We start from the raw sequence: 22580 nt of genomic DNA, 5'->3' as shown, positions 1-22580 counted from the left end.
GCCGGGGGTCAGTCGGTGAGGGTGCCGAGTTCGTTCAGTAGCGTCTCGAGAACGGACTCTTCGTGGACGGCCTTCCCGTGCAGTCGCATGGCAGCGCCGAGCTCGGCGTCCCACGACGGTTGGATCGGCGTATCCAGCAGGCTTGGACTGCCTGGTTGCAGTCCAGCCTCGTAGTCCGAGGCGGTCATCAGCCAGGGACTCACCTCGAAACGCGCCACTAACCGGTTGGCGATCGCGATGCCTGCCCAGTCGAAATCGCCGTGATAGCGGAGCTGCACCGCGGGTGAAAACCGATCGAGCACCGTTGTGACCACCGTGTTCGGCTCGCCCGATGTGCAGACGACCGGCGTCGAGCCGCCATTGGCCTCCGCGACAGCTTCGAGAACTCGAGGGTTCTCGCAGACCAGCACGGGCCGGTCCGACGGCATGTTCAACTCACAGCGCCGCAGTTCCCAGGCCGTCAGATGCACCGGATCACCTGCATCGGCGGCCAGCTGCAGCCGCTGCGTCACCGGATCCTGCCCTTCCGGACGCAGGCCCAAAGTCAGGCACGTCGACGAGATCAGGTCCGGCGTCGCTCCATAGGCCTGCCACAGGTTGCGCCGCCCTCCTGCTGACCCTGGTAAGGCTATACCGGACGCCGCTGCCAGGCCTCGGAGTACGACTAGATGGAGCGGGCCGTCCTCGTCCAGTGCATGCGCGTTCCCGAGAAGCTTCGCGCCCAGCTCGACGCGTGACCTAGGCAACGACTCAGCTGTGACAGCCCGGAGGATGGTGGCGGCATCAGCGATCAGTCGAGCCGCGTCCGACCGGTTCGTCAACAGACCCGTCCGTCGCAGGCCGGCCAACCACTCGTCCACCCAAGGGGCCTCGAGCAACGACTTCGCCAACGTCAGCGGCTCCTCCCGACGTTGCGTCAACTCCTCGCGCTCCCTGCGCCGGTCCCGCAGCGGTGACCCGGTCAACGCCTCCAGTACCGCCGCCAGACCGGACTCACCGGATCGTTCGGCCAACCGAGCATCGAGTACGGCCAGGTCCACGACCACTCGTTCCCGTGTCACGGTCCGCCCCAGCAAGGCTCCCAGCGCATGCCTTGATCCCCGCGAGGCGACAGTCAGAGTGACTCTGCCTTGGGGCGGCAAACCTGTCGTCTCCACCCGGGCGCGGACCCGTTCCCAGATCTCGGTGAGCTCCGGAGTCGCCACCCAGTCGGGCAAGGTCATCCGATCGCCCTCAGCCCGCGGCCGTCCCAGCGGTACTCGTACTGAGCGATTCCCCGTTGCGCCGGGTCCCGCAAGGCTTCGTAGATCGCCAGCGACGGCACGGTGTCGTGGTCTCCCCACAGCCGCTCGCTCGTGATGACGAAGTCCAGGTCCAACTGCACCAGCAACCCGAACAGCAGCGGGTGGGTGCGCACATCGATCTTGGGGAACGCATCGTCGAGCAGCACGAGCCGCGGCGCGAACGGAGCCGCGCCCGCCAGCGAGGTGAAATGCGCCGCGGCCGCGGCGAACAATGGCAGGTAGCAGAGCACCTTCTGCTCGCCCTGGGACAACGGGGATCGGCGATGGAGCTCGAGCCAGCGCCCCTCGGACTCCGGCCGGGTGTACTTGATCCGGAACTCGAACCATCGCCGGTAGTCCAAAGCCACTGCCAGATGCTCGCTGTAGGACAGTTCCGGGCTCTCCGCCCGAGAAGCCTCGATCAACCGGTGGAGCGAGTCCCGCAGCGTGGCTCGCTCCTCAGGCAGCAGGGCGCCGACCGGTTGGGTCAGCAGTCGGATTGCTTCCCGCGCCTCAGGCGACACGTCCTCCCGCAACCGCCAGTCCAGCCGCATCCGGATTCCCTGCGAGGTGGTGACGTCGGTCAGTAGGCGGTTCATCGCCTCGACCAGGTCAGTGGCCTCTACCCTGCGTCGCCGGATCGCGTCACCTAGCTCCCCCAGGATGTGCTGTTCGAACCTCTCCCGCTCTCGATCGGTCAGCAACCGCCGATCCTGCTCAACCGCGGCAGCGGCCCGGGCGACCAACTGGCCGATCGCTGATTCGCCTCCCTCGTCCCGCCCAGTGACCGAGAGCAACCCCCCGAACATCAGGATCTGCGGCTCGTGCTCGGCCGCAGGCCCGCTGGCAGCCTCGGTCTGCGCGCGCCAGACAGCGGCTTCCTCGTTCCCTGACCTCGCCCCTTCGAGGCTGGCCAACTCGCGGGCGACGGCCATCAGTTCATCAGAAACAGAGTCATCCGGCCCTAGGGTCGCGGCCTGGACAAACACCGCACCTGCCGGCACCTCACGTCCTTGGAACGCCGACGCCAAGAGACCCGGCACCTCGACCACAGCACCCAGCTCATGCAAGACCTCGGCCCGGACCTGTCGGTGGTCGGCGACCGCACTGCCGGCCTGCGCGACTCCTTCCCGCAGACCACCTCTGCGCTCTGCAAGCTCCTTGGCTTGAGCCTCGCCCAAGCGGGCCGCCGCCTTGGCCTCTCGCACTCTGTCGCGCAACTCGCTCAGGCGTCGCTCCAATTCGACTACTGTCGCGCTGACAGCCGTACGCAACTCGGCCAGTTCGGCGGCAACGCCGTCAGCCGTCGATCGCGCCTGGGCCCCACCCGTCCGGATCACCTCCAGCGCCTCGGCCTCGGCATCCAACTCAGCTCGGTCGTCGCGCCACCTGCGGACGTCACGGTGCAAGGGCGCGACGTCATGCTCCAATTGGGCGAGCTCACGATCGACTGCTCGTAGCCGCTCCTCCAACGCGGCCAGTGGGCCCGACTCCTCCGGTACCTCGTTCTGCCGGGCCAAGCGCTTGACCTCAGCGAGCCGCTGGGTGACCACCTGACGAGCAGACAGTACGGCGGTCTGCGCAGCCTCATGCGCGAGGCGATCCCGATCCGAGGTTGCCGTCCGTTCCTCCACTGTCGCCCAAGCCCTCAGCAGTGGCTGAACGGCAGGGATGTTCCGCAGCCATTGCTCCAGGGCATCGATCCGCGCCTTGACTGAGCCTGCGACTCGAGCGGCCTCGTCATGCTGTGCATGCGCGGCGGTGATCAACGCATCGACCGCGGCCAGTCGGCGGAGCCGCTCCTCGGCGCGGGCGGTTGCGCCGACGTACTGGGCTTGTTCCTTGGCCGCGCGACCTTGGAGAGGCCCCAGCGACCACGTGCCGTCGACGCTCACCCAGGCCGACTCATCGGCGGGACCAAGACCCACCCGGGAGAGCACGGCAGTGACGACCTCGGCCGTGACATCTCCGGAGGACCCGACATCGGGTTGGAGTACATCGAGCAGCGTCGTCCCCGACAGTCCAGAGCCGGCGGACAGCACGATGTCGCGTTGATCAGCGCCCAGAACGCTGCCGTCCGGTCGTACCCAAGCATCCAGCAGACCCGAGGCCTGCAGCGCAGCCTCCAGACCTGGCCGGTGTTCTACGTCGAGATCAGAACGGAAGTCCACCAGCCGCCACAATGCGGCTCCAGCAGTTCGCTCCGATCGGCCCAGTACTGGCTCAGGCGGAGCCGGGTCGGTCTCGCGCTCGATCACGGTACGTCGTGCGGCAAGACGCTCGAGCTCTGCGGCGGCAGCGTCACGGCTGGAGATCGCCGACTGCAGCTCGGCCCGGAGGCGGTCGAGCACGGGCGCTGCAGCAACACCGGTGGTCCGCGCTAGGCCCTCCACCACCGACGGTGTCAGCTCGCCCGGCAACGGGAACTCCGGGGCGGCGGGTTCCGCCGCCCAGTTGCTCAAGCTGCCCCAGAGCGAGTCGGCTTCAGCGCCGGCGTTGACCTCGGCGTCGCGCAGAGAAGCGCGAGAGATCTCCCATCGCTCCTCAGCCTCAGCTGCGCGTCGTTCGCGGTCGGTACAGTCGCTTCGCGCCCTCTCGTGCTCAGTCATCGCATCCCGTACGACGTGCGCCGCGGCCAAGCGATGGCGTACGGCCTGTCCGGCTGATGCCACGATCGGCCCGGCCGATTCGACCGCAGCGAGCAACTGGTCGGCTTGGTGGGTGTCATCCAGCCGCTCTACGGCGAGAGCGGCCGGCGAGGCAAGAGGCGCCTGCACGCCCGCCTCCCGCAGAGACCGGTCGGCCTGGCCTACCCGTCGGGTGAAGATGTTCAACCGATCCAGGACGTCCCGACCTGCCGCGGCCAGCTTGGCCCTCCGGCGCTTCCATTGCTCGTCAGCCGACTGTGCAGACCGTTCCGCGTGGACTGCTGCTGTCTCCAACTCACTCGCTCGAGTGCTGAGGTCCGTCAGTCGTCGTTGATCCCGAGCCTCTGGGCTGTCCTCGAGCTGTCGGATCCGCCCATTGTTCTGCTCCACCTCGGTGTTGAGTGTCTCGACCTGCGCCTCAGCCGTCTCTTGCTGGGTTGTCAGGTCAGCCAGCTCTTTCTGCCGTCGTTGCAGTCGGCCAGTTAGTCGTACCTCCTCAGCCAATGCGTCGATCACCGCCGCCCCTCTCCTTGCGACGACGGCACGCGCATAACCGCTGTATGCCTCGCTCAGGCCGGTTAGGGCCTCTACGGCGGCTGCCCGACGTTCGATCTGCTCACCGAAGGCGGACAGCTCGTCGAACGTCTCACCTGCCGCGCGGACGGCCTGATCATCCAGCTGCGGAAGCGCCTGCAGGAGCTGATCGGCCAGCCGCCTGGGTTCGATGTCCTCGCCGACCTGGGGCTGACGTAGCCAGTAGAGCAACCGCAGCACCTCGTCGTACTGCGAGACCTCGAGGCCGAACAGGCCCCGGCCGACATGCTCTTTGTAGGCGCGCGCGTGCTCGAAGACGTGCCCATCATCTCCGAGCTGCTCGGCCAATCGCTGCCGTGACAGCGGGCCCGCCGAATCCTCGAGGAACAGGTTCTGTCCGATCCGCCGGGTCGTGGTGAAGAACCACGCTGTCGCTGTCCGGGCGGACGCCGATGCCCGGATCCCGACTCCGCAAGTGAAGGTGACCGGTCGGCCGGCGTCGTCCTTCCGGGCGAACTCGACCCACAGATAGCCGACCCTGGCCTGGCCCCCGTACCCATCAGTCATCAGCCAGAGCAGGCTGGTGTGATGCCTGGCCGACGACGTCATCCTCGCCTTGTCGCCGTCGAGCACGAACGGCAGCAGCATCTCGAGCGTCTTCGACTTGCCGGCGCCGTTGGTCCCACGGAGCAGCATCCGCCCGTCGGCGAAGCCGAATTCCTGGTCGTCGTACTGCCAGACGTTGAGAATGCCGGCCCGGTTCAGCCGATAGCGGTCGCCGGTCGTCGACAGCCGCGCGACCTCAGGCTCGAGAACTGTCATCTCGTGTCCTCGTCGAAGAGTGAGCGCTCCCCAGCCGCGCCGGCCTCGACCAACGCCGGGCGCGGGGCATACCTGGATCCGGCCGCATGCACGAGAACCGCGTCGTCGGTCTGACGGACCAGCCCGGCTGCCTCGAGCACCTCGAGTGCTTCGAACAAGAGCGCCTCCGGATCAGCCTTGTGTGATTTCTTCAAGCCTTCCCGCCAGGTCGTGAAGACGTCCCCGGCGAGCCGGCGAACCGCTGCGGAGGGAACGGTCATCCACTCGGTCCCGTGCAGGGTGGAGCCATGGATCCCACGCAATTCGTTGATGACGGCATCCAGCAGCAACAGGGCGAAGTGTCTGGCCGACCCGCCACCGGGAAACTCGCGATCGGTCAACTCACCGAGCGGATCAATGGCCACCGCGCCCTCCGCCCTCAGCTCCAGCTCCAACCCGAACCGCTGCCGGAACCACTCTCGCTCCCGGTTCCGGTTGCGCCGCCACCACTCGCGCTGCTCATCGGTGAGATCCGACAGGGAGAGCACCGGCTTCTCGGCCAGGTGGCGTCGCACCGCGACCCGCGCGCCACCAGCCGCGGACGGCACCGACATCTGACGGATCACGTCGTCTGCGCGCTGACAGTTGCCGAGCGGCGCCGCGACCATCAACGCCAGCCGATCGCGCCGTACGTCGAGCAGAGACAGCGTGCGTTGATCCGCCCAGTGCTCGAGGTCGCCATCGCGTTCGCTGAGGACGCCGAGGTCGCAGAGAGCCAGCAGAGCGCCATGCATCGCCCGCCGGTCGGCGATGGCATCCAGGTCGAGGTCGATGCCCGCATCCGCCGCGGCGGAACGGATTTGGGCCACCAGTTCGTCAACCATCAGCTGGGACCGGCACCGGGTCAGAGCGGCCAGGGTGAGGGTGAGCAACGCGTAGCCGCGGGGCGAGAACGGTGTTCCCGAGCGGCGGTGCAGCCCGCGGCTGTGGTCCCGGCCAAGGCCGACCTTGTAGAGCCGAACCACTCCGGGCTCAACCACCAGGCGATATCTGAGTCCGTCGGCGAACAACCTCGCCAGCTCGACCCGATGCCGTCGTACCAGCCGGAGCTCGTCGTCGTGGCCGCCGCCGTCGTAAAGCAGCGGTCTACGGAGCAACGTCCGAGCCGCGGTGCGTATCTCGTTCTCGGCAGTGAAGTCCGTCGCCGGCGCGGGTCGCTCAGGCATCACAGTCACGCGCCGGCCTCCCGTCGCTCCTGGACACCGGTCAGTTCGACCTCCAGCGTCAGATCGGTCAGCGTGAGGCGGCCGCTCGGGCTGATCACCGTGGTGGAGCTGCCCAGGGTACGGCGAACGCTGAGCCGCAGCGTCTCCGTGTGAACAGGCGTCTCGATGACTGCGGGGTTGTCGCCGAGCTCCCGTCCATGCGTGGACAGGGCACGGGCGTAGAGGTCGAGCAGCACTGTCCTGGCTCGATCCGACAGGTGGGCGCGGGCAAATTCGCCCTGATGTCCGGCGATTTCTCGCAGCGCGGCGGCCTGCTCGTCCTGGGCGCGATGACGCTCGGCAAGACGTGCCTGCTTGACCGCGGCGAAATCCTCCTTCGCGCCCGATCGGCCGCCCGATCTACGCTCGCCTGTCTTCCGCAGCGAGATCGGAACTTGCGCCACCGGGGTCTGCCACCAGCTCGCTGTGGCCGGTACCGGGTCGGAATCGTCGTCGGCAGCGAACGAGAGGTGCCGCGTTGAATAGAGCCCGTACGCTGCCGCCCAGAGTTCGTGAGCCCCGCGATCGTCGGAGTCGTCGAACCATCGGGACAGGTTCAGCAGGTCGCCGTACCGGCTCTGCTCCCGATCGGCTCGGCCGGCCAGCCGGCGAAGGTTCACGAGCAGTGACCGCATCGCTTCGGTGGCCAGGGTCCGCACGTGGTCAGCGTCCGAACCGCGGCCGGCCGACCCCACGAACCATGCGTGCAGGCTGACCCAGTCCTCGGGATCCAGGCCCATGGCTCGCTTCGCCTGCGTCCCGTCGACGCCGATCAGGCGCTGGCCCGCGTTGGCTCGGGCGCACAACTCGGGCACGTGGCTCTCGACCGCCTTGAGGCGATCGGCGATCTGCGGCATGTGGCGGGAGATTTCGTCCACGAAGCGCTGCAGGTAGTCGAGCAGCGCTCCCTTGAAGGCCTGGAACTCGTCTCGCCCGAGGTCGTACCGGCTGAGGACCTGGGACAGATAGGTGTAGAACTGCCGCGTGGATGCCACCAGCGTCTCGAACTGGGCGAAGAGCGTGACAATCTGGCGGGCCAGGTCATCACTTTCGACCTCGCTGAGAGCGGCGCCGGTCAAGCCGTCCAGGTTGTTGAGACCGGCCAGCACGCCACCGAGCATCTCGCTGGAGACCTCGCGGGCTGAGTCGGTGTGACCCAGCAGTTCCTCGACCTGGCGATGAACGAGCTCGCCGCGCTGGGTGAGCTGATAGCGGGCACGGTTGGTGAGGTACTCCCTGACGCTTCGCGCCTCGGTCTCTCGCGGACTGCGGGCAAGGTTGCCATGCTCGACCAGATAGGACAGGCGCGCGTCAACGGTGTCAGGATCCAGGTCGAGACCATCCTCTGCCAGACGCGCGGCGACCTCGGCGGCGGATTGGTCGGAGAGGAACCCGCTGATCCCGCCGGTGAACAGCCGCATGATGGCGACGTAGCCCGCCGCTTCATCGTTGACGGCGTACCGAAGTGCACCGAGCGTCTGCCGCTCGGCGGAACTGAAAGTCGGTTCGCCAGACACGCCCCAGAGCGTAACGGCAACCGCAGACAGTTCCGCCTCACCCTGTCAGTGTGTGCGCGTTCGGAGTCCCCAGCCGAAGGGGTAGAGCGGGTGGTAGTTGCGGTCACCGATGTTGATCGGCTCCTGGTCGGCGCTCCGCGGCCAGGTGTGGGACAGCTTGCCGGTGAAAGGCCTCTTGCCGAACAGCACGTCCGCCACACCTTCGCCCTGCGAGCCAGGAAGCCACGACGCCACCAAGGCATCGATCTTGCCCAACTGCTCGGCCGGAATCACCTGTGGGCGTCCGGACACGACCAGTACCGCGCACTTCGCGATCGCGCCGCACACCTTGTCCACAACGGCCTTGTCCCCCGGCTGCAAGTCGAGGCTCTTCGGTTCGCGCAGTACTCCGCCGTCCTCCGGGTCGAAGCCCCACCTGGGACCGCCGACGTCGCCGAAGCCCTCGGAGTACGGGGTCTCGCCGACCACGACCACGGCGACGTCGCTGCCTGTCGTCGGTGCCGAGCCGTCCTTGCTGTAGGTGACCTGGGCGCCCGGTGCGACCTGCCGGATGCCATCGAGGATCGTGTTGCCGGGGATCCGGTGCTGACCGGACGCGCCCTGCCAGCTGAGGGTCCAGCCACCGGCCTGGTTACCCATGTCATCCGCGTTACGGCCGGCGACGTACACCTTCGCGTTCTTCTTCAGTGGCAGGAGACCGCCCGAGTTCTTCAACAGCACCTGCGACTTGGCGACTGCCTCGCGAGCCAGCGCCCGGTGCTGCGGTGATCCGACCTGAGCAAGGTGCGTGCGGTCGGTGTAGGGCTTCTCGAACAGCCCGAGCTCGAACTTCTTGGTCAGGATCCGCCGGACGGCGTCGTCGATCCGTGCCTGCGAGACTCGGCCGGCCCGCACCTCGGCGAGCAACGTGGTCTCGAAAGCCTGGTAGGAGAACGGCTCCATGAACATGTCGGTGCCCGCGTTGACACCGGTCCGGACCTGATTCGCGTAGTCTCCGGGGAGCTGGTGGATGCCTTCCCAGTCGGAGATCACGAAACCGTCGAAGCCGAGCTTGCCCTTCAGCACGTCCGTGATCAGCTCACGGTTCGCGTGCATCTTGATCGGATTGCCGATCCCGTCCTCGGTCCAGTCGATGCTGGAGAAGGACGGCATCACGGTGCCGGTGTCATACCGCCGTACCGCGTCGACGTACGGCGCGAGGTCGAACCGCGCGAAGTCGCGCCGGTTCGTGACGGTGACGCCCTGGTCGATCGTGTAGTCACCGGCGGCGGAACCGAACTCGGTGTCACCGTCGCCCGCGTAGTGCTTGGCGCTTGCCAGCACCCGGTCGGCGGCCTTCAGGTCCTTGGTGTGCTTGCCCTGGAACCCCTCGATGGCAGACGCGAACCGAGTGACCAGCTCGGGGCTTTCGGAGAAGCTCTCGTAGGTCCGCCCCCATCTGGTGTCGCGGGCCACGCAGACACATGGCGCGAAGGCCCACTGCGGTCCGGTCGCACGAGTCTCCTCGGCGACAACGTGCTCGATTCGCTCGACCAGCTTGGGATCCCAGGTCGAACCGAGCCCGATGTTGTGCGGGAAGACCGTTGCCCCTAGCAAGTTTCCGTGGCCGTGCACCGAGTCGACGCCGTACACGATCGGGATCTGCAGCCGGGTCTGGAGTGCCTGTGCTTGGAAGGCGTCGACCATGTCCGCCCAGGCCTGCGGCGTGTTGGGCGTCGGGACCGAACCACCTCCCGACAGCACGGACCCCAGTTTCGAGGTCGTGACGAGCAACGGGTCGTTGGCCGCAGCGCCACGTTCGGCCTGCGTCATCTGGCCGACCTTCTCCTCGAGCGTCATCCGGCCGAGCAGGTCTTTCACCCGCTTCCAGACCGGCAGCTTCGTATCGAGGTAGGCCTGACCGCTGTTGCGGATCTGCGGCCGGGCTGACTGATCAGCCGCGTACGACGTGGTCGTGGGCGCGACGCCGACGGACGAGGTCGGCGCGAGCGCCAGAACAAGGGCGATCGGCACGACGGCGAAGGTCGTACGGCGTGCCCAGCTGCGACGAGGTGATTCGTTCAAACGCATGACTTGCTCCTCGGCGGGTAGGAGATAGAGCGCTCTCCTCGCCACACTCTGGCGATCCCTCGCCCGGGTCAACCTCTCGCACCCCCTCATGCGCCCAACGGCACAGCGACTGCCGTCGAGTCGTGGATCGCGGTGGCGTGCAAACGATTACCGACAACGGAAATCCACGAATGAGCGCCGACTCAGCTTCACGGCAGGAGGGTGGACGCGCTGCGGCCCCCGGGGAATGTGGGAAGTTCCCGGGGGCCGTGGCGCTTTCAACCAGGGGTCAGCTGCAGCCTGAGGTGCTGCCGCAGCCTTCGCAGACGTAGCAGGAACCCGAGGGGCGCATCTTGGTGCCGCAGGTGAAGCAGAGGGGTGCGTCCACCGAGGTGCCGGTGATGAGTTCGAACATCTCGGCGGTGGTGCGGACGTCGGCGGAGGTGATCGGCTTGGCTGCCGCGGCGTCGACCGAGGCGTCCTCGATCTCGACCTTCTCCGCGACCGGCTCGATCGACTTCAGCGACTCGGCCTCGGACACCTCGACCGGGGCCGGCTCGTAGGAGCCGGTGTCGAGCTGCCGGGAACGCTCGTCCGCCGAGTAGATGCCCAGGGCGGCGCGGTCGTCGAACGGCAGGTAGTCCAGTGCCAGGCGGCGGAAGATGTAGTCCATGATCGACTGCGCCATCCGGACGTCCGGGTCGTCGGTCAGACCGGCCGGCTCGAACTTCAGGTTGGTGAATTTCTGGACATAGGTCTCCAGCGGTACACCGTGCTGCAAAGCGATCGAGATCGCGATCGAGAAGGCGTCCATCACGCCGGCCAGGGTCGAACCCTGCTTGCCCATCTTCAGGAAGACCTCGCCCAGCCCGTCGTCCGGGTAGGAGCCGGCCGTCATGTAGCCCTCGGCGCCACCGACGCTGAACGAGGTGGTGCGCGACGGACGCGACTTCGGCAGACGCTTGCGGGTCGGCCGGTACTCGATGATCTTCTCGACGACCGGCTCGGCCTCCGTCGCGGCCGCGCTGGCCTTGGCGGACTTGGAGTCCGACAGCGGCTGGCCGACCTTGCAGTTGTCGCGGTAGACGGCGAGCGCCTTCAGACCGAGCTTCCAGCCTTGGAAGTAGACGTCGGCGATCTCCTCGACCGTCGCGGTCTCCGGCAGGTTGACCGTCTTCGAGATGGCGCCGGACAGGAACGGCTGGGCCGCTGCCATCATCCGGACGTGGCCCATCGGCTTGATGGCCCGCTCGCCCATCGCGGTGTCGAAGATCTCGTAGTGCTCGGTCTTCAGGCCCGGGGCGTCGACCACGTGGCCGTGCTCCGCGATGTACTCGACGACCGCCTCGATCGTCTCCTCGGTGTAGCCGTACTGCCGCAGCGCCCGCGGCACCGTCTGGTTGACGATCTGCATCGAGCCGCCGCCGACCAGCTTCTTGAACTTGACCAGCGAGAAGTCCGGCTCGATGCCGGTCGTGTCGCAGTCCATCATGAAGCCGATGGTGCCGGTCGGCGCGAGCACCGAGGCCTGCGCGTTGCGCCAGCCGTTCTTGGTGCCGATCTTCAGCACGCCCTCCCAGGCGGCCGTGGCGTGCTTCTGCACGTCCTTGTCGATCGCGTGCACGGTGCGGATCGCGTCGTTGGCCGCGGCGTGCTTGCGCATCACCCGGGTGTGCGCGTCCTTGTTCCGCTCGAAGCCGTCGTACGGGCCGACGATGCCGGCCAGCTCCGCGGACCGCTTGTACGACGTACCGGTCATCAGGGAGGTGATAGCGCCCGCCAGTGCGCGACCACCGTCCGAGTCGTACGCGTGGCCGGTCGCCATCAGCAGCGCGCCGAGGTTGGCGTAGCCGATCCCCAGCTGCCGGTAGGCCCGGGTGGTGTCGCCGATCGCCTCGGTCGGGAAGTCGGCGAAGCAGATCGAGATGTCCATCGCGGTGATGATCAGCTCGACGGCCTTGACGAAGTTCTCCGAGTCGAACGAGTCGTCGTCGGTGAGGAACTTCATCAGGTTCAGCGAGGCCAGGTTGCAGGACGAGTTGTCCAGGTGCATGTACTCCGAGCACGGGTTGGACGCGGTGATCCGGCCCGTCTCCGGGGTGGTGTGCCAGTCGTTGATGGTGTCGTCGTACTGGATGCCCGGGTCGGCGCACGCCCACGCGGCGTGGCTGATCTTGTCGAACAGCTCACGGGCGTCGACGGTCTCGATGATCGAGTTGTCGATCCGCGCCCGCAGGCCGAACTCGCCCTTCTCCTCGACCGCGCGCATGAACTCGTCGGTGACGCGCACCGAGTTGTTCGCGTTCTGGTACTGCACCGAGGTGATGTCGCGGCCGCCGAGGTCCATGTCGTACCCGGCGTCGCGCAGGACACGGATCTTGTCCTCCTCGCGCATCTTGGTCTCGACGAACTCCTCGATGTCCGGGTGGTCGACGTCCAGCACGACCATCTTGGCCGCGCGGCGGGTGGCGCCACCGGACTTGATCGTGCCGGCGGAGGCGTCGGCACCGCGCATGAAGCTGACCGGGCCGGACGCGGTACCGCCGGAGGACTGCAGCAGCTCCTTGGAGGAACGGATCCGGGACAGGTTCAGACCGGCGCCGGAGCCGCCCTTGAAGATCAGGCCCTCCTCCTTGTACCAGTTCAGGATCGAGTCCATCGAGTCGTCGACGGCGAGGATGAAGCAGGCCGACACCTGCTGCGGGGACGAGGTCCCGACGTTGAACCAGACCGGCGAGTTGAAGCTGAAGTACTGGTGCAGCAGCATCCAGGTGAGCTCGTGCTCGAACACCTCGGCGTCGGCCGGGGTGGCGAAGTAGCCGTAGTCCTCACCGGCCTTGCGGTAGGTCTTCACGACCCGGTCCAGCAACTGCTTGAGGCTCCACTCGCGGTTGTCGTGTCCGACCGCGCCGCGGAAGTACTTGGTGGTGACGATGGTGGAGGCGTTCACGCTCCAGTAGTCGGGGAACTCGACCCCGCGCTGCTCGAAGACGGTCTCACCCGTCTTCCAGTTCTGCTGTACGACGTCGCGACGCTCCCACGTCACCTCGTCGTACGGGTGAACACGCTCGGTGGTGAAGATGCGCTCGATGGTGAGTCCCGCGGGGGCGTTCTTCCGCCCACGGAACCCGGCCGCCGACCTCTTGGTCGACCCCGAGTGGCCGGTCACCGTCTCTGTCATGGTTGCTCCTCGCCCTGATGTCTGCGGTCTGTCGGGACCGCCCCGTTGAGTTGCTGCTGGGTAACGCCGGTACTGCTATTTCCCCGTTGATGTCTGTGTCGGTACTGCGGGCTCGGTGCCGACCGGCTCCTTCTCGGCCCGCAGCAGCGCGATCTCGGTCTCGAAGTCGTCGGCCGACTCGAACTGCCGGTAGACGCTGGCGAACCGCAGGTACGCGACCTCGTCGAGCTCGCGCAGCGGTCCGAGGATCGCCAGGCCCACCTCGTGCGCGGGCACCTCCGGCGAGCCGCCACCCTTCAGCGCGTCCTCGACCTGCTGGCCCAGCCGGGCCAGGGCGTCCACGTCGACGGGCCGGCCCTTGCAGGCCTTGCCGACTCCGCTGATGACCTTCTCCCGGCTGAACGGCTCGGTGGCGCCGGAGCGCTTCACGACCGTGAGCTGCATCTGCTCGACGGTGGTGAACCGCTTCTCGCAGACCGGGCACTGCCGCCGGCGGCGGATCGCTCCGCCGTCCTCGGCGACCCGGCTGTCGACGACCCGGGAGTCCACGTGCCTGCAGTAAGGACAGTGCATGGCAAACCACTCCTCCCGTGAGCGACCCGGCCCCTGCCTGGGGACGAATCTGTGGATCAGCTGGGGACAACCTGTGCATGACCTGTGAGTAACTAACCACTACCTGTGGATGACTTACAGGCTTGTAACTACTACATCTAGGGATGTTACGTCCGGCCTCCGACAGTTTGCAAGAACGGCCGAATCTCGCGCGCGTCTCTTTGTTCCAACACCCGCGCGGCCCCGTGTACTCCCGCGTGGCGCCCGCCGAACGACCCTTTCGAGGAGCAAAATGCGCCCCGGTCAGTCCCCCGCGGGCGGCACGCAGAAGTCGAGATCGCAGCCCCGGTCGGCACCCAGCACGTGCTCGTGGAACAGCCGCCGGTACCCCGTCGCCGGGGCCGGCGCGGGCGCCGGAAGGTCCGCCCGGCGGGCCTCCAGCTCCTCGTCGGAGACCAGCAGATCCAGGGTCCCCGAAGCCACCGACAAGCGGATCGGATCACCCGTCCGCACCAGCGCGAGCGGCCCGCCCAGCGCCGCCTCCGGCGTCACGTGCAGCACGATCGTCCCGTACGCCGTACCGCTCATCCGGGCGTCGGAGATCCGGACCATGTCCCGTACTCCGGACCGCGCCAGCTTCCCCGGGATCGGCAGATAGCCGGCCTCGGGCACCCCGGCACCCAGCGGACCCGCGTTCTGCAGTACCAACACGTCAGACGGCTCCACGTCCAGATCCGGGTCGTCGATCCGCGCCGCCAGGTCTTCCAGCGAGCTGAACACCACAGCCCGCCCAGTGGTCTCGAAGAGCGCCGGATCCGCCGCCGACCGCTCGGTCAGCAACTCGAGCATCCGACCCGGTACGGCGGGCGCGGGAGGCCGGACGTTGTCGGACGAGATCAACCCGCGCAGCAGCAGGCTCCGTTTGCGCAGACCGCCGCCCGCCCGGAGTGATCGCTCAGCGAAGCGCTCTCGCCTCGGCCACGATCTGCTGCCGCCGTACTGCGCTCAGACCCGCGGCGGCGGGCGTCGACGGTCCACACGTTCACGGCAACGCCGGCCGCGTGGCTCCCCCGATAGGTGAGGATGTGGGGCATGAAGCCGGTCATCCTGGACGTCGACACCGGACTCGACGACGCCTGCGCCCTGTTGCTCGCCGCCCGCCACCCCGACCTCGACCTCCGGGCGGTGACCTGCGTCGGCGGCAACGTCGGCATCGACCAGGTCGTACTCAACACCCTCACCGTGCTCGAGGCAGCAGGGCGTCCGGACGTCCCCGTCGCGCGCGGCGCCGCGCTGCCGCTGCTGCAGCCGGTACGAACCGCCCCGCACGTGCACGGAGCGGACGGGCTCGGCGACCTGGACTGGCCTCGCTCCAACCGCATCGCGGAGGAGCGGCACGCCGTCGAGTTGCTCCGCGATGTGCTGCTGGAGGCGGCCGGCAAGGGCGAGCGGGTGACGCTGATCCCGCTGGCGCCGATGACCAACATCGCCTTGTTGCTACGGACTCATCCGGAGGTAGCTGACGGACTTGGCGAGATCGTCTTCATGGGCGGCGCGGCTGGGATCGGCAACGCGACCGCCTCGGCCGAGTTCAACATCTGGACCGACCCAGAGGCCGCCGCGATCGTGCTCAGCGCGGCGGGCGCCCTCGGAGTACCGCTGACCATGTATGGGCTCGACGTGTTCTACGACGTGGTGATCTCACGCGAAGAGGCTCAGGCGCTGGGTGGTTCTCCGTCGGCGGACCTGGCTCGGGCGTTGATCGAGAAGCGGAGCCGGCTCTACAAATCGGATGGCGCGAGCATCGGTGACGGTGGCGCCGTCTGCGCCGTGATCGACCCGGCAGGGCTGACCACGTCGCCCTTCCCGCTGCGCGTCGAGCTGTCCGGCAGTTGGTCGCGCGGGCGCACGATCGTGGACACGCGTGACTGGTCGGGCGACCTGTCCAGCGACCCGTTCGGACCGGCGCCGACCGTCGTCCAGGTGTCCACCGCGGTCGACGGGCGGCGGTATGCCGACCTCTGGCTGAACACCGTCAGCTGAGGCCTCTGGCACCACACCCTCGGCTGAGGCGACCGGATTCGGACAGCTCCTTGTTCGCACAAGACGGCTCGTGGTTGCATTGCAAACGTTTGCAGTCTTCCGCCCGAGCTAGGAGCCACGCCTTGTCCGGTACTCCCACCAGTCGTCGCCGCTACGCCGTAGTCGGGCTCGGAGCCCGCGCCGAGACCTTCGTCGGCGCCCTCGCCGGCCCGTACGCCGATCGTGCCGAGCTGGTCGGGTTCTGCGACACCAACCCGACCCGGATGAGCGTGCACAACCGTTGGCTGGCCGAACGTCACGGGTACCCGGCCGTCCCGCAGTACGCCGCGGCCGACTTCGCCAGGATGCTCGACGAGCAGCGGCCGGACGTGGTGCTGGTGACGTCGATGGACCGGACCCACGACGACTACATCGTGGCCGCGCTCGAGGCCGGGCTCGACGTGATCACCGAGAAGCCGATGACGATGGACCCGGTGCGCTGCCGGCGGATCCTGGACGCCGCGGAGAAGGCGCCGGGATCGGTCCGGGTCGCCTTCAACTACCGCTACAACCCGGTGCACGCGAAGGTCCGCGAGGTGCTCGCCTCGGGCGCGATCGGTGAGATCGGCTCGGTGCACTTCGAGTGGCTGCTCGACGTCCGGCACGGCGCCGACTACTTCCGCCGCTGGCACCGGGACAAGGCGAACGCCGGTGGCCTGATGGTGCACAAGGCGACCCACCACTTCGACCTCGTCAACTGGTGGATCGCCTCCGAGCCGGAGACCGTGTTCGCCGACGGGAAGCTCTTCTTCTACGGCGACGAGAACGGCAAGCGCCGCGGACTCGCCCGGGCCTACGACCGGGCCGACAGCTCGCCGGAGGCGGCGGACGACCCGTTCGCGATCAAGCTCGCCGCGAACGACAAACTGCGCGAGCTCTACCTGGAAGCCGAGCACGACGACGGCTACCACCGGGACCAGAACGTGTTCGGCCCGGGCATCACGATCGAGGACGACATGGCGGTGCTCGTCCGCTACTCCTCGGGCGCGTCGCTGAGCTACCACCTCACGGCGTACTCGCCCTGGGAGGGCTACCGGATCGGCTTCAACGGCAGCGCCGGCCGGCTCGAACTGCTCGTCCGGGAGAACACCTTCGCGACTCCGCCCGCAGACCAGCAGCACGCGACCGCAGTACAGCACGGTGATGCGAAGCCGGGTGAGACTGAGGCGCTGCTGACGCTGCACCCGCTCTGGGAGCCGCCGCAGACCCTGCTGCACGGCGAGCTCGGTCAGGGCCACGGTGGTGGCGACGCGCGGCTGCTCGAGTCCCTGTTCGGTGACCCGGGCGAGGATCCGCTCGGCCGCAGCGCGGACCACGAGGACGGCGCCCGCTCGCTCCTGATCGGCCTCGCCGCCAACCAGTCCTTCGAGACGGGTCAGGTCGTCAGGGTCTCCTCCCTGCTGAGCTGATCAGCTGAAGGCAGCGAGGCCCGCAAGACCCAGGTAGACCCCGCCTGTGGTCTTGCGGATGCCTCGCTGCCAGGTCGGCGACGCCTGGATCCTGGTCGCCAACCCGCCCGCCGCTACGGCGTACGCGGTGTCGCAGGCGGCTGCCAGCAGCACGAACAGGCCTCCCAGTACTGCGACCTGGAGTACTGCGGGTCCTCGGCCGGGATGCACGAACTGCGGCAGGAACGCGAGGAAGAACAGGGCTGTCTTCGGATTGAGCAGGTCGACGAGTACGCCGTCGCGGTACACCTGCAGGTGCGTCACGGAACCACGCCGGTGTCGCGCGATCGTCGTCCGGGTCCCGCAGCGGCTGAACTGTCGAGTTGCCAGCCAGATCAGGTAGGCCGCTCCGGCGTACCTGACTATGAGGAAGGCCGTCTCCGAGGAGGCGAGCAGGGTCGCGAGGCCCAGTGCGGCCGCGACGACGTGTAGGAGAGCGCCGGTCTCCAGGCCGAGCACGGAGTACAGGGCTGCGACTCGGCCGTGCTCGATGCCGCAGGCGACGACGTAGGCGACGGACGGCCCTGGCACGAGCAGGACGGCCAGCGTCGCGGCGCAAAAGGTCAGGACGGTACTGGTTTGCATTGATCCCCCGATCAAGATCCCCCGGTCAGAGCTGCGGCACCCGTGGTGCCGCGCTGTGGGAGAAGGTACGGACGACCACTGCCGAACGGATGCCGATTCGCTGTCACTTGGTGCTCCGAGGGTTGACAGCCGAGCATGGGCGGGTTGCTCGGGAACTCGGTGAACCTTGCCGCGGCTACGATCGGAACACCCTTTCCAGCGACGACGTCATCTGCCTGGGGGTGCTGATGACCGGTCCTGAGATCCGTCTGCTCGGCCCCTTCGAGGTGTCGCTGTCCGGGCATCCCGTGCTACTTCCGGGCCGCAAGGTGCGTGCGCTGCTGGCTTTGCTGGCCCTGTCTGCCGGGCGCACGGTCTCCTTCGACTCGCTGGCGCTCGGGCTGTGGGACGACAGGCCGCCGGAGCGAGTCCGCGGCAGTCTCCAGACGTACGTCGGCCGGCTGCGGCGGGTGCTCGGCGACGACCTGGTGGCTACCGAGCCGACGGGCTATCGGCTTCGGGTGCCGGACACCGCGGTGGACGTGCTGGTGTTCCGTGATCTGGTCGAGCAGGCTGATGGCACTCCGGACTCTGCCGAGGAACGGCGTCTTCTGAGCGCGGCGCTGGCCCTGTGGCGCGGAGATCCCTTCGGTGAGTCGCTGTCCGACTGGGTCGAGCAACAGGTCTCCCCCGATCTCGTCGAGCGCTACCTCGCGGCGTACGAGCGGCGAGTCGACCTCGATCTGGCGGCCGGCTCGTCGGGCGCTTGCGTCGGCGAGTTGCTGAGCCTGACCGAGCGCTTCCCGCTGCGCGAACCACTCTGGACGCGGCTGCTGATCGCCCTGAAACTAAACGGACGGAAAGCCGAGGCACTAGACCGCTACGAGGCGGTGAGGTCCCTGCTCGCCGAGAACCTCGGAGCGAGCCCATCCGCCGAACTCCAGGCCGTCCACCGCCAACTGCTCTCCGAGCCCTCACTCTCCTTCGACGAGCCGAGCCCGCCCGCACCTGGCCTCGCGGCCGACAGACCGATCACTACTGGGCCGGCGGTTGGGTTGACGCGGTTCTTCGGGCGGGAGTCGGAGTTGGGGGTGGCGGATCGGCTGCTGGCTGAAACGCGCCTGGTGACGGTCGCGGGACCTCCGGGCGGTGGAAAGACTCGGCTGGCCACGGAGCTTGCTGCTCGCACCGGGTGCTTCGAGGGTGTCTGGCTGGTGGAGCTTGCCGCGGTGTCGGACGAGCGGGCGGTCGTCGGCGCGATGGCTTCGGCGCTCGGCATTAGCGAGAAACCCGGTGAGTCGACGACGGAGGCGTTGGTGACCGCATTGTCGGACGCCAAGTCCCTGGTCGTTCTCGACAATTGCGAGCACGTCGTTGATGCGGCCGCACAGTTGGCCGGGAGGATTCTGGCCACTTGCCCGTCGGTGCGAATCCTGACCACCAGCCGAGTGCCGTTGGGGGTTGCCGGGGAACAGTTGTTCAGACTGCCACCACTCGACGACGGCCCAGCGCTGGAACTCTTCGCCGATCGCGCCGGTCTGGTTGCCGTTGAACTCGGTGACGCGGCCGCCGGCGAGCACGTCCTGCAGATCTGCCGGCGTCTCGACGGGATGCCGCTGGCCATCGAGCTGGCCGCCGCCTGGAATCGGGTGCTCTCGCCACCGGAGATCCTCGAACGGCTGGATGCTCTGCTGCCATTGTCGAGAGGCACCGGTTCATCCGATCGGCAACAGACGATGACGGCGACGGTGGAATGGAGTCGACGGCTGCTCCCGCAGCCAGCCCGCCTCCTCTTCGATCGACTCTCGGTCTTCGTCGGCGGCTTCGACCTGAGCGCCGCCGAAGCTGTTGCCCAGCTAGGCGCGGACCTACTCGGCTCCCTCACCGTCCTCGTCGACCACTCGCTGGTCCTGGCAGAGCCCGCCGCGGCCGGGCGTACGCGGTACCGGATGCTTGAGCCGCTGCGCCAGTACGGCGAGACGGCGCTCGCGGCGCGAGGTGAAGCCGACCTGATCCGCGAACGGCACGCCCAGCACTTCCTCGCCGTGGCACGTCGCTGCGATGCCGGGCTGCGCGGCCCGAACCGCCCGGCCGGGCTGATCGAACTGCAGCGGGAGGCGGGCAACCTGCTGGCCGCGGCGAACTGGGCGCGATCGCAGCCAACCGATCTGGGGCTCGAACTGAGCACGGCCCTCGCGTACTTCTGGGAGCAGCGTGGGCGGATCAACGGTGCTCGCGCCCGGCTCGAGGAGTTGCTGGATCGCGGCGCCGAGGATCCGCGTCTCCGCGCGGCCGCGCTGGCTCGAGTCGGCCGGCTCGCCTGGCGCCAACGGGACTACCCAGCAGCGCGCGAGGCGTACCAGGAGAGTCTCTCGCTCGCCCGCGAGTTCGGAAACGGACTGGACGCCGCCCGCGGACTGCGCAACCTGGCCCTGGTCGAGAGCACCACGGGCAACACCGCTCGGGCCCGGAAGCTCTGCGCTCAGAGCATCGCGCTGTTCCACGATCACGACGACGAACAAGGCAAGGGCTGGGCGCTCACCGTGCTCGGCCTCGCGAAGTACGAGGACGGCGATTGGCAGGGCGGGCGCGAGTGCTACCTCCAGGCCCTGAAGGCCAGTCAATCGACCGGAGCCGACGCGCTCGGCGTCTCCGCCAGACTCGGTACTGCGTTCGCCGCCGCGGTGACCGGGGATGTCGCCGAGCATCGGCACCAGTTGAGCTTGGTGATCGAGGATCTCCGCAAGGCCGACGGGCTGGTTGAAGATCCGGAATGGTTGTGGGCCGCCACGACCTTGGCAGCAGCCGAGGGGCGGATCCTCTGCGCGCTGAGGCTCGCGGGTGCGGCCGAGGCGCTCAGCCGACGCGGCGGCCGGATGGCCGGCACCATGACGGCGTACTGCGAGGCCGTGGTCGAACGTGCGCGCGAGGAGGCCGGCGCCAGGACGGCTGAGCGATTGATGGCTGAGGGGCAGACACTGCCGCCTGAGCGGCTGATGGCGGAGGCGCTCGCCGTTCCCACCCCTGCCGATCGCCCGCTCACCGACCGGGAACGCGAGGTCGCCGAGCTCACCGGCCAGGGCCGGACCAATGACGAGATCGCCGCCGCACTCTGCATCTCGCGACGGACGGTGGAATCGCACCTCGAACACATCAGGCAGAAGCTCGACCTCACCAACCGCTACCAACTGATGGCCTGGGCGCTGCAGAGATCCGGGTGATTACCGATGACCGCGGGCCGACGAGTGGCTGAGGGTGGCGGGATGGAAAAGGACTACATCTTCGACACGAGTTCAGATCTCGGCCGCCATCACATGGATTGCCTGGAGAACGTGCTCGACGGACCGACCACCCGTCTTCTGGAGGCGATCGGCGTCCGGTCCGGTCAGCGGTGCCTCGACCTGGGAGCCGGTGGCGGGTCGATCACCCGCTGGCTGGCAGAGCGGACCGGCCCGACGGGCAAAGTCGTCGCGGTCGACATCGCCACCGACCATCTCGTCGAAGGACCAGGGATCGAGGTCCACCGCCACGACATCGTGGACGGTCTGCCGGTGGACGGGCCTTTCGATCTGATCCACGCCCGGCTGGTCCTCGTGCACCTGCCGCAGCGGGAGAAGGTCTTCGAGACGCTCGTCAACGCGCTGGCGCCGGGTGGCTGGCTGGTGCTCGGAGAATTCAGTGGGAGACCGCTGAAGGTCGTCTCGGCACCGACCGACGAGGACCGGACCTTGTGGGAACGGATGATGTATCTGTCCCACGAGGTGCTCGGGCCGACCCGAGGCATCGACTTCGACTGGGCCCACAAGGTGCAGGGCCGGATGGAGCAGGCGGGCCTCGCAAACGTCCAGGCGATGGAGTACTCGGAGACCACCACAGGTGGTGGCGATGGATGCCTGCTGCACCGCAATCTCAACCAGCAGGCCGAACCACTGCTGCTGGGCCTCGGAGCCACTCCGACCGAACTGTCCCGCTATCGGGATCTGATGCTGGATCCGCGTTTCCGCGCCTGGTTCTACCAGTTCGTCTGCACGGCCGGGCAACGCCCGCCGCACTGACGGCGAAGAGGCGGCAGGACTTGGCGCCCGTACTCCGGGGCGCGGGCTGAGCCTCTGCGGAGCTAGCGGATGGGGACCTCGATGGTGCGGCCGGGGATGACGTCGGCGGCGTTGCGGAGGTTGTTGAGGTCGGCGATCTGCTCGACGACGACGGCGGGGTTCTCTTCGGGGTTGGTTTCCTGGGCGATGGACCAGAGTGTCTGGCCGGCGCCGACCTCCACCCGGATCGTGTGGTCGAACTGGGGCTGACTGTCGAGCACTCCGGCGATCCGCAGGCCCAGGACGGCGATCGCGGCGCCGAAGACGAGCACCGAGACCGCGGTGAGAACCATCCGGCCCCGGCGGGTCAGCTGCAGGGCCGACGGCTCGATCTCGGCGGTGGTCCGGCGGCTCGCGGCACTCCGGGTCTGGACGTGGCGCCCGAGCTCGTCACCGGAGCACGCCCGCACCGGGAGCGGCTCGGTCGTCGTCCCGGCGATCCTCGGCCGGCGGCGTTGACGCGTGCCGTCGACGTCGGGCGACGGGGCCGCCTTCGCCGTCGCACCTGATGTCAGAGCCCCTGACGCCAGAGCCGCTGTGCTCATCGGATCCTCCAGACCCT

Annotated in this window: 14 protein-coding genes; 4 read left to right on the top strand and 10 right to left on the bottom strand. The window is 68.0% G+C overall.

All coding sequences use genetic code 11. The features are described from left to right. Positions 1 to 8 precede the first annotated feature (8 nt). The 8 genes from EV648_RS32080 to EV648_RS32045 form a co-directional block, all read right to left on the bottom strand. A complete protein-coding gene (locus EV648_RS32080; protein WP_132298859.1) occupies positions 9 to 1223 on the bottom strand; it encodes a TIGR02679 family protein in 1215 nt (404 codons plus the stop codon). Further along, positions 1220 to 5287 carry a TIGR02680 family protein gene (locus tag EV648_RS32075; RefSeq protein WP_132298858.1) on the bottom strand — a complete coding sequence of 1356 codons (4068 nt, stop codon included), beginning with the start codon at positions 5285 to 5287 and terminating at the stop codon, positions 1220 to 1222. Before EV648_RS32075 ends, EV648_RS32080 begins: the two co-directional genes overlap by 4 nt. Beyond that, on the bottom strand, positions 5284 to 6492 hold the full coding sequence (locus tag EV648_RS32070) for a TIGR02678 family protein (protein ID WP_241995795.1): 1209 nt from the start codon (positions 6490 to 6492) through the stop codon (positions 5284 to 5286). The genes EV648_RS32075 and EV648_RS32070 overlap by 4 nt, the downstream gene beginning before the upstream one ends. A 5-nt stretch (positions 6493 to 6497) precedes the next feature. Next, on the bottom strand, positions 6498 to 8048 hold the full coding sequence (locus tag EV648_RS32065) for a TIGR02677 family protein (protein WP_132298856.1): 1551 nt from the start codon (positions 8046 to 8048) through the stop codon (positions 6498 to 6500). 45 nt (positions 8049 to 8093) lie between these two features. Then, the gene (locus EV648_RS32060) at positions 8094 to 10118 is read right to left on the bottom strand and encodes a glycoside hydrolase family 3 protein (protein WP_132298855.1); all 2025 of its coding nucleotides are present in this window, start codon (positions 10116 to 10118) and stop codon (positions 8094 to 8096) included. 268 nt (positions 10119 to 10386) lie between these two features. Next, the gene (locus EV648_RS32055; protein WP_132298854.1) at positions 10387 to 13278 is read right to left on the bottom strand and encodes a vitamin B12-dependent ribonucleotide reductase; all 2892 of its coding nucleotides are present in this window, start codon (positions 13276 to 13278) and stop codon (positions 10387 to 10389) included. 75 nt (positions 13279 to 13353) lie between these two features. Then, positions 13354 to 13851, bottom strand: a complete 498-nt coding sequence (nrdR, locus tag EV648_RS32050) for a transcriptional regulator NrdR (protein ID WP_132191570.1) — start codon at positions 13849 to 13851, stop codon at positions 13354 to 13356. 282 nt (positions 13852 to 14133) lie between these two features. Continuing rightward, positions 14134 to 14730 (bottom strand): dihydroxy-acid dehydratase, encoded by a 597-nt coding sequence (locus EV648_RS32045; protein WP_241995788.1) that lies wholly within the window; start codon positions 14728 to 14730, stop codon positions 14134 to 14136. 192 nt (positions 14731 to 14922) lie between these two features. On the opposite strand from EV648_RS32045, the gene EV648_RS32040 reads away from it, so the two are divergent. Further along, positions 14923 to 15873: a nucleoside hydrolase gene (locus EV648_RS32040; RefSeq protein ID WP_199234925.1), complete on the top strand. Its 951-nt coding sequence runs from the start codon at positions 14923 to 14925 to the stop codon at positions 15871 to 15873. A gap of 122 nt (positions 15874 to 15995) precedes the next feature. Beyond that, on the top strand, positions 15996 to 17321 hold the full coding sequence (locus EV648_RS32035; RefSeq protein ID WP_132298852.1) for a Gfo/Idh/MocA family protein: 1326 nt from the start codon (positions 15996 to 15998) through the stop codon (positions 17319 to 17321). Here EV648_RS32035 and EV648_RS32030 read toward each other — a convergent pair whose 3' ends face one another. Then, the gene (locus EV648_RS32030) at positions 17322 to 17945 is read right to left on the bottom strand and encodes a LysE family translocator (RefSeq protein WP_132298851.1); all 624 of its coding nucleotides are present in this window, start codon (positions 17943 to 17945) and stop codon (positions 17322 to 17324) included. 227 nt (positions 17946 to 18172) lie between these two features. On the opposite strand from EV648_RS32030, the gene EV648_RS32025 reads away from it, so the two are divergent. After that, a complete protein-coding gene (locus EV648_RS32025; RefSeq protein ID WP_158294115.1) occupies positions 18173 to 21145 on the top strand; it encodes a BTAD domain-containing putative transcriptional regulator in 2973 nt (990 codons plus the stop codon). A gap of 42 nt (positions 21146 to 21187) precedes the next feature. After that, positions 21188 to 21979 carry a class I SAM-dependent methyltransferase gene (locus EV648_RS32020; RefSeq protein WP_158294114.1) on the top strand — a complete coding sequence of 264 codons (792 nt, stop codon included), beginning with the start codon at positions 21188 to 21190 and terminating at the stop codon, positions 21977 to 21979. A 62-nt stretch (positions 21980 to 22041) separates the two neighbouring features. Here the strand turns inward: EV648_RS32020 and EV648_RS32015 are convergent, their stop codons facing one another. Further along, entirely contained in the window at positions 22042 to 22563 is a 522-nt protein-coding gene (locus EV648_RS32015) for a LysM domain-containing protein (protein ID WP_132298848.1), read from the bottom strand. Between the last annotated feature and the right edge of the window lie 17 nt (positions 22564 to 22580).

Origin of the sequence: Kribbella sp. VKM Ac-2568, from assembly GCF_004345365.1 — a bacterium.
GTDB lineage: Bacteria > Actinomycetota > Actinomycetes > Propionibacteriales > Kribbellaceae > Kribbella > Kribbella orskensis.
This window is presented reverse-complemented; position numbering and strand designations above follow the sequence as displayed.

Coding starts and splice junctions, on each gene's coding strand:
- EV648_RS32060 (WP_132298855.1), bottom strand. CDS start 10,118: ATGCGTTTGAACGAATCACCTCGTCGCAGCTGGGCACGCCGTACGACC.
- EV648_RS32070 (WP_241995795.1), bottom strand. CDS start 6,492: ATGCCTGAGCGACCCGCGCCGGCGACGGACTTCACTGCCGAGAACGAG.
- EV648_RS32025 (WP_158294115.1), top strand. CDS start 18,173: ATGACCGGTCCTGAGATCCGTCTGCTCGGCCCCTTCGAGGTGTCGCTG.
- EV648_RS32020 (WP_158294114.1), top strand. CDS start 21,188: ATGGAAAAGGACTACATCTTCGACACGAGTTCAGATCTCGGCCGCCAT.
- EV648_RS32080 (WP_132298859.1), bottom strand. CDS start 1,223: ATGACCTTGCCCGACTGGGTGGCGACTCCGGAGCTCACCGAGATCTGG.
- EV648_RS32030 (WP_132298851.1), bottom strand. CDS start 17,945: ATGCAAACCAGTACCGTCCTGACCTTTTGCGCCGCGACGCTGGCCGTC.
- nrdR (WP_132191570.1), bottom strand. CDS start 13,851: ATGCACTGTCCTTACTGCAGGCACGTGGACTCCCGGGTCGTCGACAGC.
- EV648_RS32015 (WP_132298848.1), bottom strand. CDS start 22,563: ATGAGCACAGCGGCTCTGGCGTCAGGGGCTCTGACATCAGGTGCGACG.
- EV648_RS32040 (WP_199234925.1), top strand. CDS start 14,923: ATGAAGCCGGTCATCCTGGACGTCGACACCGGACTCGACGACGCCTGC.
- EV648_RS32055 (WP_132298854.1), bottom strand. CDS start 13,278: ATGACAGAGACGGTGACCGGCCACTCGGGGTCGACCAAGAGGTCGGCG.
- EV648_RS32075 (WP_132298858.1), bottom strand. CDS start 5,287: ATGACAGTTCTCGAGCCTGAGGTCGCGCGGCTGTCGACGACCGGCGAC.